Annotated in this window: 13 protein-coding genes; 4 read left to right on the top strand and 9 right to left on the bottom strand. The window is 71.3% G+C overall.

Annotation, left to right across the window (positions count from 1 at the left end):
• Positions 1 to 12: 12 nt before the first annotated feature.
• Together KJK29_RS07535 and KJK29_RS07530 are read right to left on the bottom strand one after the other, a co-directional pair.
• Positions 13 to 1047, bottom strand: a complete 1035-nt coding sequence (locus tag KJK29_RS07535) for a LacI family DNA-binding transcriptional regulator (protein ID WP_215117934.1) — start codon at positions 1045 to 1047, stop codon at positions 13 to 15.
• Positions 1044 to 3413 carry a glycoside hydrolase family 2 protein gene (locus KJK29_RS07530; protein ID WP_215117933.1) on the bottom strand — a complete coding sequence of 790 codons (2370 nt, stop codon included), beginning with the start codon at positions 3411 to 3413 and terminating at the stop codon, positions 1044 to 1046. The genes KJK29_RS07535 and KJK29_RS07530 overlap by 4 nt, the downstream gene beginning before the upstream one ends.
• A 164-nt stretch (positions 3414 to 3577) precedes the next feature.
• Between KJK29_RS07530 and KJK29_RS07525 the strand changes: the two genes are divergently transcribed.
• Genes KJK29_RS07525 through KJK29_RS07515 form a run of 3 tightly spaced genes read left to right on the top strand, consistent with a single transcriptional unit; the run spans position 3578 to position 6596 of the window.
• Entirely contained in the window at positions 3578 to 4891 is a 1314-nt protein-coding gene (locus tag KJK29_RS07525) for an ABC transporter substrate-binding protein (RefSeq protein ID WP_215117932.1), read from the top strand.
• Positions 4891 to 5769, top strand: a complete 879-nt coding sequence (locus KJK29_RS07520; protein ID WP_215117931.1) for a carbohydrate ABC transporter permease — start codon at positions 4891 to 4893, stop codon at positions 5767 to 5769. Before KJK29_RS07525 ends, KJK29_RS07520 begins: the two co-directional genes overlap by 1 nt.
• Complete coding sequence (locus KJK29_RS07515; protein WP_215117930.1) at positions 5766 to 6596, top strand: carbohydrate ABC transporter permease; 831 nt, start codon at positions 5766 to 5768, stop codon at positions 6594 to 6596. Before KJK29_RS07520 ends, KJK29_RS07515 begins: the two co-directional genes overlap by 4 nt.
• 81 nt (positions 6597 to 6677) lie before the next feature.
• On the opposite strand, the gene KJK29_RS07510 is transcribed toward KJK29_RS07515, so the two are convergent.
• From KJK29_RS07510 to KJK29_RS07500, 3 genes are all read right to left on the bottom strand, one after another.
• Positions 6678 to 7967, bottom strand: a complete 1290-nt coding sequence (locus KJK29_RS07510; protein WP_215117929.1) for a ribonuclease D — start codon at positions 7965 to 7967, stop codon at positions 6678 to 6680.
• Positions 7968 to 8153: 186 nt separating this feature from the next.
• Entirely contained in the window at positions 8154 to 8816 is a 663-nt protein-coding gene (locus tag KJK29_RS07505; RefSeq protein WP_184589340.1) for a response regulator transcription factor, read from the bottom strand.
• 371 nt (positions 8817 to 9187) lie between these two features.
• Entirely contained in the window at positions 9188 to 9862 is a 675-nt protein-coding gene (locus KJK29_RS07500) for a DUF3000 domain-containing protein (protein WP_215117928.1), read from the bottom strand.
• A 102-nt stretch (positions 9863 to 9964) separates the two neighbouring features.
• Between KJK29_RS07500 and hemE the strand changes: the two genes are divergently transcribed.
• A complete protein-coding gene (gene hemE, locus KJK29_RS07495) occupies positions 9965 to 11032 on the top strand; it encodes a uroporphyrinogen decarboxylase (protein ID WP_215117927.1) in 1068 nt (355 codons plus the stop codon).
• Positions 11033 to 11039: 7 nt separating this feature from the next.
• Here the strand turns inward: hemE and KJK29_RS07490 are convergent, their stop codons facing one another.
• The 4 genes from KJK29_RS07490 to KJK29_RS07475 all read right to left on the bottom strand — a co-directional run bounded on the left by KJK29_RS07490 (position 11040) and on the right by KJK29_RS07475 (position 15698).
• Entirely contained in the window at positions 11040 to 12260 is a 1221-nt protein-coding gene (locus tag KJK29_RS07490) for an MFS transporter (RefSeq protein ID WP_251057737.1), read from the bottom strand.
• Positions 12261 to 12327: 67 nt separating this feature from the next.
• The gene (locus KJK29_RS07485) at positions 12328 to 13386 is read right to left on the bottom strand and encodes a Gfo/Idh/MocA family protein (protein ID WP_215117926.1); all 1059 of its coding nucleotides are present in this window, start codon (positions 13384 to 13386) and stop codon (positions 12328 to 12330) included.
• Positions 13387 to 13443: 57 nt separating this feature from the next.
• The gene (locus KJK29_RS07480) at positions 13444 to 14328 is read right to left on the bottom strand and encodes an HAD-IIB family hydrolase (RefSeq protein WP_215117925.1); all 885 of its coding nucleotides are present in this window, start codon (positions 14326 to 14328) and stop codon (positions 13444 to 13446) included.
• Positions 14325 to 15698 (bottom strand): DegT/DnrJ/EryC1/StrS family aminotransferase, encoded by a 1374-nt coding sequence (locus KJK29_RS07475; RefSeq protein ID WP_215117924.1) that lies wholly within the window; start codon positions 15696 to 15698, stop codon positions 14325 to 14327. Before KJK29_RS07475 ends, KJK29_RS07480 begins: the two co-directional genes overlap by 4 nt.

The following is a 15698-nucleotide window of genomic DNA, read 5'->3' as shown; positions in this document are numbered from 1 at the left end:
GAGCGGTGAAGGTCACACCTTCGGGGGTGCCGTGGAGCCCCGTGGCGTCAGTACGGGGGTGGGTACGGGATGCGATCCGGCCGCCCCCTCTCCGGTGATCACCCCGAACAACGTCCGGGCCACCTCCGCCCCGAACCCGTGCACGTCATGACTCATCGCGGACAGCGTCGGATGCGTCAGCCGGCACAGCTGCGAGTCGTCCCACGCCAGCAGCGACACGTCGTCCGGGACCCGCAGGCCCATCTCCGCCGCGACCGACAGGCCCGCCACCGCCATGATGTCGTTGTCGTACACGATCGCGGTCGGCCGGTCCGGCGCCGAAGCGCTCAGCAGGGACCGTGTCGCCCGCGCCCCCGCGTCGCCGGAGAAGTCCGTCGCGACCTGCCGTGCCCCGGCCAGGGAGCCCGCCGCCTCGTCGAACGCCGCCGTCCGGATGGCCGTGTGGCCGAGGGCCGCCGCGCCGCCGACGCGGGCGATGCGCCGGTGTCCGAGTGCGGCCAGATAGCGCACCGCCTCCGTCACGGCCGTGGCGTCGTCGGTCCACACCGAGGTGAGGCCCCCGGTCAGCGAGGGATGGCCGACCGCGACCACCGGCAGTCCGAGCCGCTCCACCAGGCCCACCCGGGGATCGTCGGCGCGGAAGTCGACGAGGATCGAACCGCCGATCTGCCGGCCCCGCCACCATGCCTCCTGGACCCCGATCTCCTCGTCCATGTTCCGTACGAGCCGCAGCAGCAGGGAGCAGGAGTGCTCGGCCAGTACGCTCTCGACGCCCGAGACGAAGTCCATGTACCAGGGCTCCAGCCCCAGCATCCGGGCCGGCCGGCACACCGCGAGTCCCACCACGTCCACGCGTGAGCCGGCCAGCGTCCGTGCGGTGAGGTTCGGCGCCCAGCCCAGTTCCCGCGCCGCGCGGAAGATCCGGTCCCGGGTCGCCTCCGACAGGCCCGGCTTGTGGTTGAAGGCGAGCGACACGGCACCTTTGGACACACCGGCACGCGCGGCGACGTCCTTGATGGTGACGCGGGGGGTCGGCGTTGCCGTCATCGGGTGGGCTCCACGCAGTACAGGGCCGAACGGGCACTCCGGGCGTCCGGAGTCTTCCAGCCGCGCACCCCGATGGTCACCTCTTCGCCCGGCAGCAAGGTCACCAGACCCCGGTCGGCCCGGGCCTCGGGGTCCAGCCGGTCGGCCTGGAGGAGCAGGTCCCGGACCAGGGTGCGGGCGGTCACGGTGATGCCGCCGGGCGCGAGAGTGACCTCGAACTGCGGTGTGGGGTAGGGGATTTCGCGGTCCGGCACGGGGAAGTGCAGCGCGCGCAGGCCGTCCGTGTCCGCGACCAGGAACTCCTTCGGCCCGGCGGGCGTCAGCTCCCGTGGGACGGCGACCCGGGCCACCGTCCGCCCCCCGGCCGCGAACTCCACATCCGCCTGCCCCAGCACCTCGCCCTCGACGGACATCCGGCGCAGGGTCAGGCTCCCGGTCCAGCCCTCCGCGCCCTGGTTCACGGCGGCCAGCACCAGCGCGCCGTCCTCCTCCTGGAGCGTCAGCAACCGGTCCGCGTACAGCCGCTTCAGCTCGTGGTAGAGCGGCTTCTCGCGGCCGTCGCCGTCGATCGCTGCCCAGGACGTCACCGGCCAGCAGTCGTTGAGCTGCCAGACGATCGTGCCCGCGCACTCCGGCCAGTGCGAGCGCCAGTGCTCGATCCCGGCGGCGACCGCACGCGCCTGGTTGAGCTGCGTCAGATAGTGCCAGCGGTCGAAGTCGCCGTCGGGTACGGCGAAATGCCGGGCCAGACCTCGTTCCAGTTTGCCGTTGCCGTCGTCGGCCTTCTGGTGGTGCAGCATGCCGGGGGAGTCCGGCGCGAGCGCCTCCCCGGGCAGCGCCCGGCGCAGGGTGGCGTACGCGGGCGGGGCCTGCCAGCCGAACTCCGCGACGAACCGGGGCACGTTCAGCCGGTAGTCGGCGTAGTCCTCGCGGTTCCACACCTCCCAGGAGTGGTGCGTGCCGTGCGCCGGGTCGTTCGGATGGTGCCGCCAGGAACCCGACCAGGGGCTGCCCGCCGTGTACGGCCGGGTCGGATCCAACTCGGCCACCACACGCGGCAGCACACCCAGGTAGTAGCCCTCGCCCCAGGAGTCCCCGGCCAGCCTCGGCTCCCACTCCCAGTCCCTGAAGCCCCACAGGTTCTCGTTGTTGCCGTTCCACAGCACCAGCGACGGATGCGGCATCAGCCGTACGACGTTCTCCCGCGCCTCGGCCTCCACCTCGCCGCGCAGCGGCTGCTCCTCCGGGTAGGCCGCGCACGCGAACGGGAAGTCCTGCCAGACCAGCAGCCCGAGTTCGTCGCAGGCGTCGTAGAAGTCCTCGCTCTCGTAGAGTCCGCCGCCCCAGATCCGTACGAGGTCCACGCCCGCGGCGGCGGCCTGCTCCAGCCGCTGGCGGTAGCGCGCGCGGGTGACGCGGGAGGGGAAGACGTCGTCGGGGATCCAGTTGACGCCGCGTGCGAAGAGCCGCTCGCCGTTGACGACGAGGGTGAAGCCGGTGCCGTGCGCGTCGGGCCGCTGGTCCAGCTCCACCGTCCGGAAGCCGATCCGCCGCCGCCACACGTCCAGGGTGCCGCCCTCGCTCAGCAACCTCAACTCGACGTCGTACAGCGGCTGTTCGCCGTACCCGCGCGGCCACCACAGCTCCGCGTCCGGCACCCGCAGCCGTACCACCCCGTGCGCCCCGTCCAGCTCCGCGCGGGCGCGCACCCCACCGACGGTCGCCTCCACGGCGAGCGGCACCTCCACCCGGGTCCGCTCGACGTCGACGGCCAGTTCGACGACCCCCACGCCCTCCTCGACGGTGACCAGCGGGCGCACCCGGGCGATCCGGGCGGTCGACCAGTGCTCCAGGCGCACCGGACGCCAGATCCCGGCCGTCACCAGGGTCGGCCCCCAGTCCCAGCCGAAGGAGCAGGCCATCTTGCGGACGTACTGGTAGGGCTCGGCGTAGGCGGCGGGCCGTTCGCCCAGCCGTCCCCGCACCGCCTCGGCCTCGGCGTAGGCGGAGACGAACCGCACGGACAGCAGCCCGGACAGCCCCGTCACATCGAAGCGGTACGAGCGGTGCATGTTCCGCACCGTGCCCAGCGGCCGTCCGTCCAGGGAGATCTCGGCGACGGTGTCGAGCCCGTCGAAGACCAGGTCCGTCTGCTCCTGCGTGCCCGGGATCTCGAGCTCCCGCTCGTACGTCCAGTCCCGGCGCCCCACCCACGCCACCTCGGACTCGCCCCGGCCCAGGAACGGATCCGGGATCACCCCGGCCGCCATCAGGTCGGTGTGCACACAGCCCGGCACGGCGGCCGGCAGTGTCTCCGACTCGTGCCGAAGGATCCATCCGTCGCCGAGCGGTGTGGCCTCCAGCATGCGCACTCCTTTGACCGGTCCAGTGAAGAGTCGGGTTCAGACTTCGCAGCGTTGGCGGGAATGGGACTTTACCGGTTGAGGAAAGCGCTGTCAGAGTGCCGAACCAGCCATACCGCACGTGCTCTTCCGTCCCGAGTTCCTCTCCGCGAACGGAGCTGACGCACATGAACCGCCGTACCCTCCTCGCCCTCGCCGTGGGGGCCGCCCTGCTCGCCTCGGGCTGCACCGGTACCGGAGGCACCTCCAAGGGCGCGGATGCCGAGGTACCCGACGATCCCGCCAAGGTGACCGGGACCATCACCGTCCTCACCCACCGCACCGACCTCGTGCAGGACGGGACGATGAAGAAGTACGCCGCCGAGTTCGGCAAGACCTACCCGAAGGTGAAGGTCGAGTTCGAGGGCCTCACCGACTACGAGGGCGAGGTCAAGATCCGGATGAACACGGAGAACTACGGCGACGTCCTGATGATCCCGGCCGTGATCGAGAAGAAGGACTACCCGAAGTTCTTCGCCTCCCTCGGCACCGGCGCCGAGCGGAGCAAGAAGTACCGCTTCACCGACTACTCCACCGTCCAGGGCAAGGTCTACGGGCAGAGCCCGATCGGCGTGGTCCCCGGCTTCGTCTACAACAAGAAGGTCTGGAACGCGGCCGGCGTCACCGACTGGCCCACCACCCCGGCCGGGTTCCTCGACGACCTCAAGGCGATCAAGGCCAAGTCCGAGGCGGTGCCGTACTACACCAACTTCAAGGACATGTGGCCGCTGACCCAGTGGACGAGCGTCAACGGCTCGGTCGGCTGTGACACCGGCGCCACCACGCGGCTCGCCGAGGGCGACCCGTGGGCCGACGGCGCCGATCTGCGCGTCGGCGACACGCTGCTGTACGACATCGTGAAGTCGGGCCTCGTCGAGAAGGACCCGACGACCACCAACTGGGAAGCCTCCAAGCCGAAGTTGGCCAAGGGCGAGATCGCCACGATGTGGCTCGGATCCTGGGCGGTCGTGCAGATGCGGGACGCGGCGAAGCAGGCCGGCACCGACCCCGCCGACATCGGCTTCATGCCCTTCCCCGCCCAGAAGGACGGCGCGTTCTGCGCGGTGACGTCCCCCGACTACCAGCAGGCCGTCAACGTCCACTCCGACCACAAGGCCGCCGCCCGCGCCTGGATCGACTGGTTCACCGACAAGTCCGGCTACGCGGACGCCAACCTCGCCCTCTCGCCGCTCAAGGACGCCCCGCTGCCCGACATCCTGAAGCCCTACGAGGAGGCGGGCGTGAAGCTCCTCGACCTCGACGACACCAAGGGCGCCGAGGTCAAGTCCGTCGACAACCAGTCCGAGGTCGGCATCTACAAGCCCGACTACCGCCAGGACCTCGTCGATCTCGCCCGCGGTGCGCGCAAGGGCGGCCTGGACGACTTCCTCGCCGGGCTCGGCGACAAGTGGACCGAGGCGCAGCGGAACCTGGGGTCCTGATGGCCCGGTCCACCCGGCGGTGGCGGGGCGTGACGCCCTGGCTGTTCCTCCTCGCCCCGCTCGCCTTGCTGATCACGTTCACCTACGCGCCGATCGTCAACATGGTCGCGTACAGCTTCACCGACTGGGACGGCGTCAGCCCCGAGCTGCACTACACGGGCGCCGAGAACTACGCCGAACTCTTCACCCGATCCGAGCTGTTCGAGGTGTTCTTCGTCAGCGGCTACTACCTCGTCGCGTCGGTGGTGCAGATCGTGGCCGCGCTCTACTTCGCCACCGTCCTGAGCTTCAACGTCCGCTTCCGGAACTTCTTCAAGGGCGTGCTCTTCTTCCCGTACCTGATCAACGGCGTCGCGATCGGCTTCGTCTTCCTGTACTTCTTCCAGGACGGCGGCACCCTGGACGCGATCCTGGGACTCGTCGGCTACGACGGCGACCGCGCCTGGCTGGGTACGCCCACCTCGGCCAACGTCTCCCTCGCCGGCGTCTCGGTCTGGCGCTACATGGGCCTGAACTTCGTCCTCTTCCTCGGGGCGATCCAGTCCATCCCGGGGGAGCTGTACGAGGCGGCCGAGATCGACGGGGCGAACCGCTGGCAGCAGTTCCGCCACATCATCGCGCCCGGCATCCGGCCCGTGCTGAGCCTCTCGGTGATCCTGTCCGTCTCCGGGTCGCTGTCCGTCTTCGAGATCCCGTACATCATGACCGGCGGCGCGACCGGCACCGAGACCTTTGTGATCCAGACCGTGAAGCTGGCCTTCCAGTTCAACAAGACGGGCCTCGCCTCGGCGGCGGCCGTCGTACTGCTGCTGATCATCCTGGCGGTGACGTGGGTGCAGCGGCGGCTCGTCCCGGACGACAAGGTGGACCTCGTATGACGCGCCGTACGGTGGCCCGGGCCCTCGTGTATCTGTCCCTGGTCCTCGCGACCCTGGTCGTGTTCCTGCCGCTGGCCGTGGTCTTCCTGACCTCGCTGAAGACCTCCGGGGAGATGGCGGACGACAGCGGCGCGCTCACGCTGCCCGACGATCCGCTCAACTTCTCCAACTACGTGACGGCGTTCCAGGACGGCCGGATGCTCTCGGCGTTCGCCAACACGGCGATCATCCTGGTCGTCGCCATCGGGGGCACGATCCTGATCGGCTCGATGACGGCCTACGCCATCGACCGCTTCCGGTTCCGCTTCCGGAAGCTCATCCTGGCCCTGTTCCTGGTCGCCGCGCTGGTCCCCGGGGTGACCACCCAGGTGGCCACCTTCCAGATCGTCAACAGCGTCGGTATGTTCGACAGTCTCTGGGCGCCGATCGCGCTCTACATGGGCACGGACATCGTCTCGATCTACATCTTCCTGCAGTTCGTACGATCGATCCCGGTCTCGCTCGACGAGTCGGCCCGCCTCGACGGGGCCAACGCCTTCACGATCTACCGGAAGATCATCTTCCCGCTCCTGAAACCGGCGATCGCGACGGTCGTGATCGTGAAGGGGATCAACGTCTACAACGACTTCTACATCCCCTTCCTCTACATGCCCTCCGAAGATCTTGGCGTGATATCGACGTCCCTGTTCCGCTTCAAGGGCCCCTTCGGCGCCCACTGGGAGACCATCTCGGCGGGCGCGATCCTGGTCATCGCCCCCACGCTGATCGTCTTCCTGCTCCTGCAGAGGTTCATCTACAACGGCTTCACCAGGGGAGCGACCAAATGACGACGCCCTAGGGGCGCGGGGAACTGCGCGAACAACCACAACGAGCCCGCAGCCGCCGTACGACGGAAGGAACCACGGCGGCTACGCCTCCTTCACGGACAGCGCCTCCACCAGCACCGGTGTCACCAGCTCCACCTGCCAAGCCCGGGCCCCATACCCTTCAAGGGCCGCGCTCACGGACTCCGCGTCCACCACACCCGGCGGCTCCCAGCACACCCGCCGCACCGTGTCCGGAGTGATCAGATTCTCCTGCGGCATATTGATCTGCTCGGCCAGCGCCGAAACCCCGGCCCGGGCCGCGGACAGCCGCGCCGCGGCGACGGGATCCTTGTCGGCCCAGGCCCGCGGCGGCGGCGGCCCCGCGACCGGCTGCCCCGGCTGCGGCAACTGCGCCTCGGTCAGCGCCTTCGCCCGGTCCACCGCCGCCTGCCACTGCTCCAGCTGCCGCTTGCCCGTGCGGTGTCCGAAACCGTTCAGCGCGGCAAGCGCCTGCACGTTGGCCGGAAGGGCCAGCGCGGCCTCCACGATCGCCGCGTCCCCGAGCACCTTGCCGGGCGAGACGTCCCGCCGCTGCGCGATCCGGTCCCGGGCCTGCCACAGCTCCCGTACGACGGCGAGCTGCCGCCGCCTGCGCACCTTGTGCATGCCGGACGTACGCCGCCAGGGATCCTTGCGGGGCTCGGGCGGCGGGGCCGAGGCGATCGCGTCGAACTCCTGGCGGGCCCACTCCAGCTTGCCCTGCCGGTCCAGCTCCTTCTCCAGCGCGTCACGCAGGTCGACGAGCAGTTCGACGTCGAGCGCCGCGTACCGCAGCCAGGGCTCGGGCAGGGGGCGGGTGGACCAGTCGACCGCGGAGTGGCCCTTCTCCAGGACGAAGCCGAGCACGCCCTCGACCATCGCGCCGAGGCCGACCCGGGGGAACCCGGCGAGCCGCCCGGCCAGCTCGGTGTCGAACAGGCGCGTCGGCACCATGCCTATCTCGCGCAGACAGGGCAGGTCCTGGGTGGCGGCGTGCAGCACCCACTCGACGCCGGAGAGGGCCTCGCCCAGCCCGGACAGGTCGGGGCAGGCCACGGGGTCGATCAGCGCCGAGCCGGCGCCCTCGCGGCGCAGCTGCACCAGATAGGCGCGCTGGCCGTAGCGGTAGCCGGACGCCCGCTCGGCGTCGACGGCGACCGGGCCGGTCCCCGCCGCGAAGGCGGCGATCACCCGGGCCAGGGCGGTCTCGTCCGCGATCACGGGCGGAATGCCCTCGCGCGGCTCCAGCAAGGGGGTCGGCGCCTCCGTAGCAGAAGATCCGCCGTCGTCCGGAGGGGCGCCTCCGGTGGTTCGCAGTGAGCTGTCTGCTGCGGTGTCGTGGGCGTCGGTCACATGTCAAGGGTATCCATGTATGGACAGCGCCCGCCGACGGAACGTTCCGTCGACGGGCGCCCGAGGGTCGCAAACCAGTCACGTCGGGGAAGTACGGGGTTCGCGAGCCACGTGTGGAGCGAAAGGGACCGGCGGACGATCCCGTTCAGGTGAGTGAATGATCACCAAGGGTCATGACGGAGCGGATCAGTGGATGATCCCGGTCCGCAGCGCCACCGCCACCATGCCGGCGCGGTCGCCCGTGCCGAGCTTGCGGGCGATGCGGGCGAGGTGGCTCTTGACGGTCAGTGCGGACAGGCCCATCGAGACGCCGATGGCCTTGTTCGACTGGCCCTCCGCGACCAGTCGCAGCACCTCGACCTCACGGCCGGACAGTTCGCGGTAGCCGCCCGGGTGGCTCGGGGCGCCCGGGGGGCGGCGGTGCAGACGCGCGGCGGCGGCGCCGATGGGGGCGGCGCCCGGCCGGGTGGGGAGCCCGACGTTCGTACGGGTGCCGGTGACGACGTAACCCTTCACCCCGCCGGCGAGCGCGTTGCGCACGGCGGCGATGTCGTCGGCGGCGGAGAGGGCGAGGCCGTTGGGCCAGCCCGCGGCGCGGGTCTCCGACAGCAGGGTGAGGCCGGAGCCGTCGGGCAGGTGGACGTCGGCGACGCAGATGTCGCGGGGGTTGCCGATGCGGGGACGAGCCTCCGCGATGGACGAGGCCTCGATGACGTCGCGCACACCGAGCGCCCACAGATGGCGGGTGACGGTGGAGCGGACGCGCGGGTCGGCCACGACCACCATGGCGGTCGGCTTGTTCGGGCGGTAGGCGACCAGGCTTGCGGGCTGCTCGAGGAGAACGGACACCAGGCCTCCTGGGGTGCGGGACGGGGCCGGCTCGTGGGGATGAAGCCGGGACGAACCGTGCTTTCAAGGTCACAGTCGTCTTCGGCACCGAACCCGTCCGCCTTTAGAGAATGATCACGATTCGGTGATAACAATCCGTGCAATTCGGACACGCGGTCGATCATTCGAAGGTCGAACGGTTTCGCTCTGCGTCGCTACGCGGTCGAAAGTGGCCGTATCGACAAAGTGATTCGGCCAAGAGGAGTACGTGGGTGTGATCGTCGACCGGACATGGTTGACCGCCCCGCACAAGGTCGATCAGTGCGGGGCGGTCAGGGGTCGTTCAGGGTTGGTTCAGCGGGCCTCTGGCCGACGGGACAGGGGTCCCGGGGTCAGCGGGACTGGGGGCCCCGCCGTTGCGGCAGGGTCACCACCGAGGCGTCGCCCGGCCCGGCCGGAGGCAGGCCCGCGACCTGGGCGAGCAGATCGCACCAGGCCGAAAGGTGCGCGGCCGTGTCCGGAACCCCGCCCAGGCCCTCGCGCGGCGTCCACGACGCGCGGATCTCGATCTGCGAGGCGGCCGGGCGCGCGGACAGACCGCCGAAGTAGTGCGAACTCGCGCGCGTGACGGTGCCGCTCGGCTCCCCGCACGCCAGCCCGCGCGCCTGGAGCGCGCCGGTCAGCCAGGTCCAGCACACCTCCGGCAGCAGCGGGTCCGCCGCCATCTCCGGCTCCAGCTCCGCGCGCACCAGCGTCACCAGCCGGAACGTGCCCCGCCAGGCCTCGTGCCCCGCCGGGTCGTGCAGCAGCACCAGCCGGCCGTCGGCCAGATCCTGGTCGCCGTCGACGACCGCCGCCTCCAGCGCGTAGGTGTAGGGGGCGAGCCGCTGCGGCGGGCGCGTCGGCTCGATCTCGATCTGGGGCCGCAGCCGCGCCGTCCTGAGCGCGTCGACGGCGGACCGGAAGGGCAGCGGGGCGGTGTCCGCCTCCCTCCGGTCGTTCTCGGTGTCCTTCGCTTCGTCCGTTCCGCCAGCGTCGTCCGACAGTCGTCCCTGAGCCGCAGCCATGCGGGAAGGTTACGGGGACCGGGCCCCGGGTGCCGGGCTAGACACCCCGCGCCGCTCCAGGGGCTGAATCGCGCTCCTTGACGGCGTGCGAAACTTGGCCCCGTGAGTGCCAACGACGCCCCCCGGGCCCAGCAGCCGTCCGCCACGTACGACTCAGCCTTCCTCAAGGCCTGCCGGCGCGAGCCCGTGCCGCACACGCCGGTGTGGTTCATGCGGCAGGCCGGGCGCTCACTGCCGGAGTACCGCAAGGTGCGCGAGGGCATTCCGATGCTCGAGTCCTGCATGCGGCCCGAACTGGTCACCGAGATCACGCTCCAGCCGGTGCGCCGGCACGACGTGGACGCGGCGATCTACTTCAGCGACATCGTCGTCCCGCTCAAGGCCATCGGCATCGACCTCGACATCAAGCCCGGCGTCGGCCCGGTCGTCGAGCGCCCGATCCGCACCCGCGCCGACCTCGCACAGCTGCGCGACCTGACCCCCGAGGACGTCTCCTACGTCACCGAGGCCATCGGCCTGCTGACGCGCGAGCTCGGCGCCACGCCTCTGATCGGCTTCGCCGGCGCCCCGTTCACCCTCGCCAGCTACCTCGTCGAGGGCGGCCCGTCCCGCACGTACGAGAACGCCAAGGCGATGATGTACGGCGACCCCGAGCTCTGGGCCGACCTGCTCGACCGCCTCGCGGACATCACGACCGCCTTCCTGAAGGTGCAGATCGAGGCGGGCGCCTCCGCGGTCCAGCTCTTCGACTCCTGGGCCGGCGCCCTGGCCCCCGTCGACTACCGGCGTTCGGTGCTGCCCGCCTCGGCGAAGGTCTTCGACGCCGTGGCCGGCTACGGCGTCCCGCGCATCCACTTCGGTGTCGGCACCGGCGAGCTGCTGGGCCTCATGGGCGAGGCCGGCGCGGACGTCGTCGGCGTCGACTGGCGCGTCCCGCTGGACGAGGCCGTCCGCCGCGTCGGCCCCGGCAAGGCGCTCCAGGGCAACCTCGACCCGACCGTGCTCTTCGCCTCGACGGAGGCCGTCGAGGCGAAGACCCGGGAGGTCCTGGACAGCGCGGCGGACCTGGAGGGCCACATCTTCAACCTGGGCCACGGCGTCATGCCGTCCACCGACCCGGACGCGCTGACGCGGCTCGTGGAGTACGTCCACACGCGCAGCGTCCGCTGACGGGCCTTCAGGACGACGGGCCCTCCCGCGTCGCCCGGATCAGCCACCAGGTGGCCGCCAGGCATCCGGCCGCGGGCAGGGCCAGCAGCACCGGTACGGCGTCGACACCGGCCAGTTCGATGCCCTTGCCCAGCACCGGCCCGGCCGCGACCCCGCCGATCATCGACGCGGCGATCACATAGGCCCCCGCCCGCCGCGCCCGCGGCACCGCCCGGGACAGCCAGGGCAGGCCCGTGGGGAAGATCGGCGCGTGGAACAGGCCGACACCGGCGTACGCGTACGGGGCCGCCGCCGGGATCAGGGCCAGCAGAAGGCAGACCACCATGCCGACCGAGCTGACCACCATGATCGTCTGCACCGACCAGCGCAGCGTCAGCGGTGCGACCAGCAGCCGTCCCACGGTCACCATCAGCCAGAAGGCGGAGGTCGCCGTGGCCGCGGTCGCCGCGTCGTGCCCGACGGACTCCAGATGCGTCGGCTCCCAGCCGCCGACCCCGGTCTCCACCGCCACCATCAGGACGTACAGCGCGATGAAGACCGTGACGACCAGGGTCGCGGAAGCCCGCAGTCCGGGTGTCCCCTTCCCGTCCTCCTCTCCGGGTTCTTCGGGCGCCGTCGGGACGGGCGTCTCCCCGCCCTCGCGGACGCCGCGCTGTGCCAGCACCAGTACGGCGGACAGCGCGGCGAACCCGGCGAAGACGGCCGGGTACTCGCCCGGGCCCAGCAGCCCCAGGAGCGCGGGACCGCCCACGGCGCCGAGGCCGTAGGCCGCGCCGATGATGTTGAGCATCGCCGGGCTGCGACGGCCGAACCCCACCGAGAACAGCTGATTGAGTCCGTAGTCGATGCCGCCGAAGCCCACCCCGGTCAGCAGCGCGCAGGCCAGCGCCCACGGCCAGGCGGAGGCCAGCGCGAAGCCGGTCCCGCCGAGTGCCATCAGCGCGTACGAGGCGGACAGCAGGGTTCTGTTGCCCAGCCGCCCGTGCGCCCGGTTGAGCAGCAGCACACCGGCCACGCCGCCGACGAAGTGAGCGCTCAGGCTCAGCCCGGCGGCGGCCGGTGACAGGCCGAACTCCGCGCGGAACGCGGGGATCGCCGGACCGTACAGCGCCTGAAGGGCCCCGATCAGGGCGAAGCCCACGCATGAGGCGACGACGGCGAACGGGCTGAACAGGGGCCGCGCCACAGCGGTGTCGTGCGGCGCGGCCCGCGTCGAGGTCCCGGTCAAGAGACGTTCCTCTTCGCCGCGAAACCGATGCCGATGCCGATGCCCCTGCCCTGTGCGTCGCGCGCGGTCACGAGGGCATCGCCGCGGCGAGCGCGTCCTGCTCGTCGCCCGCCAGCAGGCGTTCCAGCACCCGCTGGCTGCGCAGCCCGTCGCCGAAGCGGGCCAGCGCGCTGTCGGCGGTGTCCCGGGCGGAGACCGCGTCGCGCCACTCCCGCAGCTGGTGCCGGAACGTGTCGCTCCACCCGGGCACCTCGCCGGGCGGCGAGGCGAGCGTCTCCTCGCGGGCGAACGTGCCCTGCTCCCAGGTGACACGGGACTTCAGGAAGTACGTCGTGTCGTCCTTGGAGTGGTAGTACAGCTCCTTGCGGTCGCCGATGATCTTCAACGAGAAGCCGAGCTCCTCCGGCAGCGAGGACTTGGAGGTGACCAGGTTGAAGAAGGTGCCGTTCTCCAGACGGCCGCTGACGAAGGCGTAGTCGTCCACCTGGACGTCCTGGCCCTCCTTCTGCGGCACGTTGACCTGGAGCTTGGTGCGGCAGCTCGTGCTGTCGACCGGGCTGTCGAAGAGCCGGTCGAGCATGTCCACCAGATGCACGCCCAGGTCGCCGAGGGAGCCGCTGGTGGAGCGGCCCAGCGCGCTGTCCCGCCAGGTGAAGCGGGAGCGGGTCAGGGCGCTGCCGCGCCGGAAGCCGGCCTCCGCGAAGAGGATGGAGCCCAGCTCCCTGCTCCGCACCAGGTTCCTGATCTCGCCGATGGCCTCCAGATAGCGGTAGTTGAAGCCCATGGCGCACACCAGGCCGCTCTCCTCGGCCAGCGCGGTGATGCGCTCGGCCTCCGCGACCGTCGTCGTCATCGGCTTCTCGCACAGCACATGCCTGCCGTGCCGGACGGCCTCCTCGGCGTAGTCGGCGTGGGTGTGGTTGGGCGAGGCGATGACGACCGCGTCGACATGCCGGTACAGCTCGGTCGTGGAGGAGAAGACGGGGCAGCCGAAACGCTCGGCCAGTTCCGCCGCCTTCTCGGGCAGTACGTCGTACACGCCGGCCGCGACGACGCCGGGGACGGTCTCGGCGGCGCGCAGGTGGGCGAGGGCGATGCCGCCGGCGCCGATGATTCCTATGTGCATGGTCTGCCTCTTTCAGGACGGCCCTCCGGCCCGGGATCACCGGACCGGGGGAGCGGTTCAGTGGCCGAGGTGGTGGCGGAAGGCGGTGAGGAGGGCCTGGGCGTGCGGGTGCGGCGACACCCGGGTGAAGCGGCTCCTGGCCTCGGGCGTGCAGTTGGCGACGAGGTAGCCGTGGCGCACGGCGCCCAGCATCTCCAGGTCGTTGCCGCTGTCGCCGAACGCGAGGGTCCGCTCCGCTGCGACGCCGAAGCGGGCGCACAGGTGCCGGACGACGTTGCGCTTGCCGCACACCGTCGGGATGAAGTCGACGTCGTAGCAGTCGGCGGGGTCCCCGGTGGCGGGGTTGCAGCGGCTGATGTTGAGCCCGAGGCCGTGCTCGCGGGCCAGGTCCCGCACGAGGTCGAGGCTCTGCGCGTCGCGTCGCGGGTCGCCGAGGGAGCGGAAGTAGTAGTTGAACAGGAACTCGGTGGGGCTGCCGGTGTGCGGGTCGGCTTGCGGGAGCAAGTCGACCCCGTACCGGGCGAGACGCTCCACGGCCGTCCGCACCCGGTCCCGGTCGAAGCCGCTGTCCCGCAGCAGTTGCCCCCACTCGGGGTCGGGGCGGGCGACGCCGTCGGGGAAGAACGTCAGCTCGGTGCCGAGCGAACCGGCCACGAAGTGCGGCAGGACGCGGGCACCGCAGCGCGCCATCTTCTCCCGTACGGAGGCCGGTGAGCTGCCGGTGACCCAGCCGAACAGCAGGCCGTGCTCGACGGCCTCGCTCAGCAGGAACTCCTCCAGCGCGGCGAGGTGGGCGCGTTGTTCAGGGGTCGCGGCATGGGCGAGGTAGGTCTCGTCGAAGTCGGAGAACGCGGCCCAGCCCACCCGGTCCGGCAGGCGCAGATGGGGCGGCGGACCGAGGTCCGGGCCGCCGCCGGCCTCGAACGGCAGGGTGTCGGTCATGCCGCCGCCCGGCGCCTCGCCGCGTACAGGGCCTCGACCACGCGGTCCTGCTCGCCGAGGGACAGCCCCGCGTGCAACGGCAGATGCAGCACCCGGTCGTGCAGCCACTCGGTGCGCGGCAGGTGCGCCTGCCCGAAGAACCGCTCGCGCACCGGGGTCTTCTGCCGGTGCGTCAGGACGGGGTAGTAGACATCCGTCTCCACCCGGCTCGTCCGCGCCAGCCGCTCCAGCAGGGCGTCACGGGCCGCCGCACCACCGGCCGTGAGGACGGGGAACAGGTGCCAGGAGTGGTCGGGAGCGAAGGCGGGCGCCTCGATCAGGCCCTCCTCGGCCAGCGGCCGCAGCGCCTCGACGTAGCGCCGGGCCAGATACGTGCGCCGCAGCCCGCGCAGACTCGTCCAGGGCAGCAGGGCCAGACCGATCGCGGCCATGGTGTTGTCGATGCGCGCGTTGAGCCCGTACGCCTCGCGCTTGACGTTCTTCCGGCCCGGCTCGAAACCGTGGTAGCCGAGCACCCGGCAGCGCTCGGCGATCTCGGCGGAGCCGGTGACCACGGCACCGGCCTTCCCGCACAGTCCGACGTTCTTGTACGGGTTGAAGCTGAGGGCCGCCGCGTCGGAGTACCGCCCGACACCGGTGACCCCGATCGCCTGGCAGGCGTCCTCGACGATCCGCAGCCCGTGCCGGTCGGCGACGGCCCGCAGCCCGGCCATGTCGGCGAGCTTGCCGTACAGATGGACCGGGAGCAGCGCCACGGTGCGCGGGGTGATCCGCTCCGCCACCGACTCGGGGTCCAGGTTGCCGTCCGGGGTGGTCACATCGGCGAGGACGGGTACGGCACCGCAGGCGAACACCGCGTTCTCGGTGGCGGCGAAGCTGTTGGCCGGCAGGATCACCTCGTCGCCCGGCTCGACGCCCACGGCACGCAGGGCGATGGCGAGCGCGTCCGTACCGCTGCCGGTCGCGACGGCGCAGGACAGCCCGGCGTAGTCGGCGAGGGCGTCCTCGAAGGCCGTGACGGCGGGGCCGCTGGTGAACTCGCAGCTCTCCAGCACCTGTGCGAAGGCGTCGGCGGCGGCGCTCTTCTCCCGCGGCGACAGGAGCCGTTCCTTCGGCAGGAAGGGGACGTTCGACGCCGGAGGCGGCTCGGGGAAGAGGGAGGCGACGAACGCGTCGGGATGTTCCGGAGCGGAGTTCCACGACGAAAGGGCCTGCGCCAGTTCCCGGTTGGCGAGGGTGTCCCGTAAGGACCGGGCGACCCTCGTGCCGCGGGCGAGGTCCTCGGCCACGCGGTGCAGGCCGCGGCTGTCGCCGAGGAGGAGGGAGCCGGTGAGCGTGCCGGTTTCGGCGGCGACGGTGGAGACGGTCAT

It is taken from the genome of Streptomyces koelreuteriae (assembly GCF_018604545.1).
Lineage (GTDB): Bacteria > Actinomycetota > Actinomycetes > Streptomycetales > Streptomycetaceae > Streptomyces > Streptomyces koelreuteriae.
The sequence above is the reverse complement of the archived record's forward strand: the minus strand, read 5'-3'. Positions and strand labels throughout refer to the sequence as shown.

Coding starts and splice junctions, on each gene's coding strand:
- KJK29_RS07535 (WP_215117934.1), bottom strand. CDS start 1,047: ATGACGGCAACGCCGACCCCCCGCGTCACCATCAAGGACGTCGCCGCG.
- KJK29_RS07530 (WP_215117933.1), bottom strand. CDS start 3,413: ATGCTGGAGGCCACACCGCTCGGCGACGGATGGATCCTTCGGCACGAG.
- KJK29_RS07525 (WP_215117932.1), top strand. CDS start 3,578: ATGAACCGCCGTACCCTCCTCGCCCTCGCCGTGGGGGCCGCCCTGCTC.
- KJK29_RS07520 (WP_215117931.1), top strand. CDS start 4,891: ATGGCCCGGTCCACCCGGCGGTGGCGGGGCGTGACGCCCTGGCTGTTC.
- KJK29_RS07515 (WP_215117930.1), top strand. CDS start 5,766: ATGACGCGCCGTACGGTGGCCCGGGCCCTCGTGTATCTGTCCCTGGTC.
- KJK29_RS07500 (WP_215117928.1), bottom strand. CDS start 9,862: ATGGCTGCGGCTCAGGGACGACTGTCGGACGACGCTGGCGGAACGGAC.
- KJK29_RS07485 (WP_215117926.1), bottom strand. CDS start 13,386: ATGCACATAGGAATCATCGGCGCCGGCGGCATCGCCCTCGCCCACCTG.
- KJK29_RS07480 (WP_215117925.1), bottom strand. CDS start 14,328: ATGACCGACACCCTGCCGTTCGAGGCCGGCGGCGGCCCGGACCTCGGT.
- KJK29_RS07475 (WP_215117924.1), bottom strand. CDS start 15,698: ATGACCGTCTCCACCGTCGCCGCCGAAACCGGCACGCTCACCGGCTCC.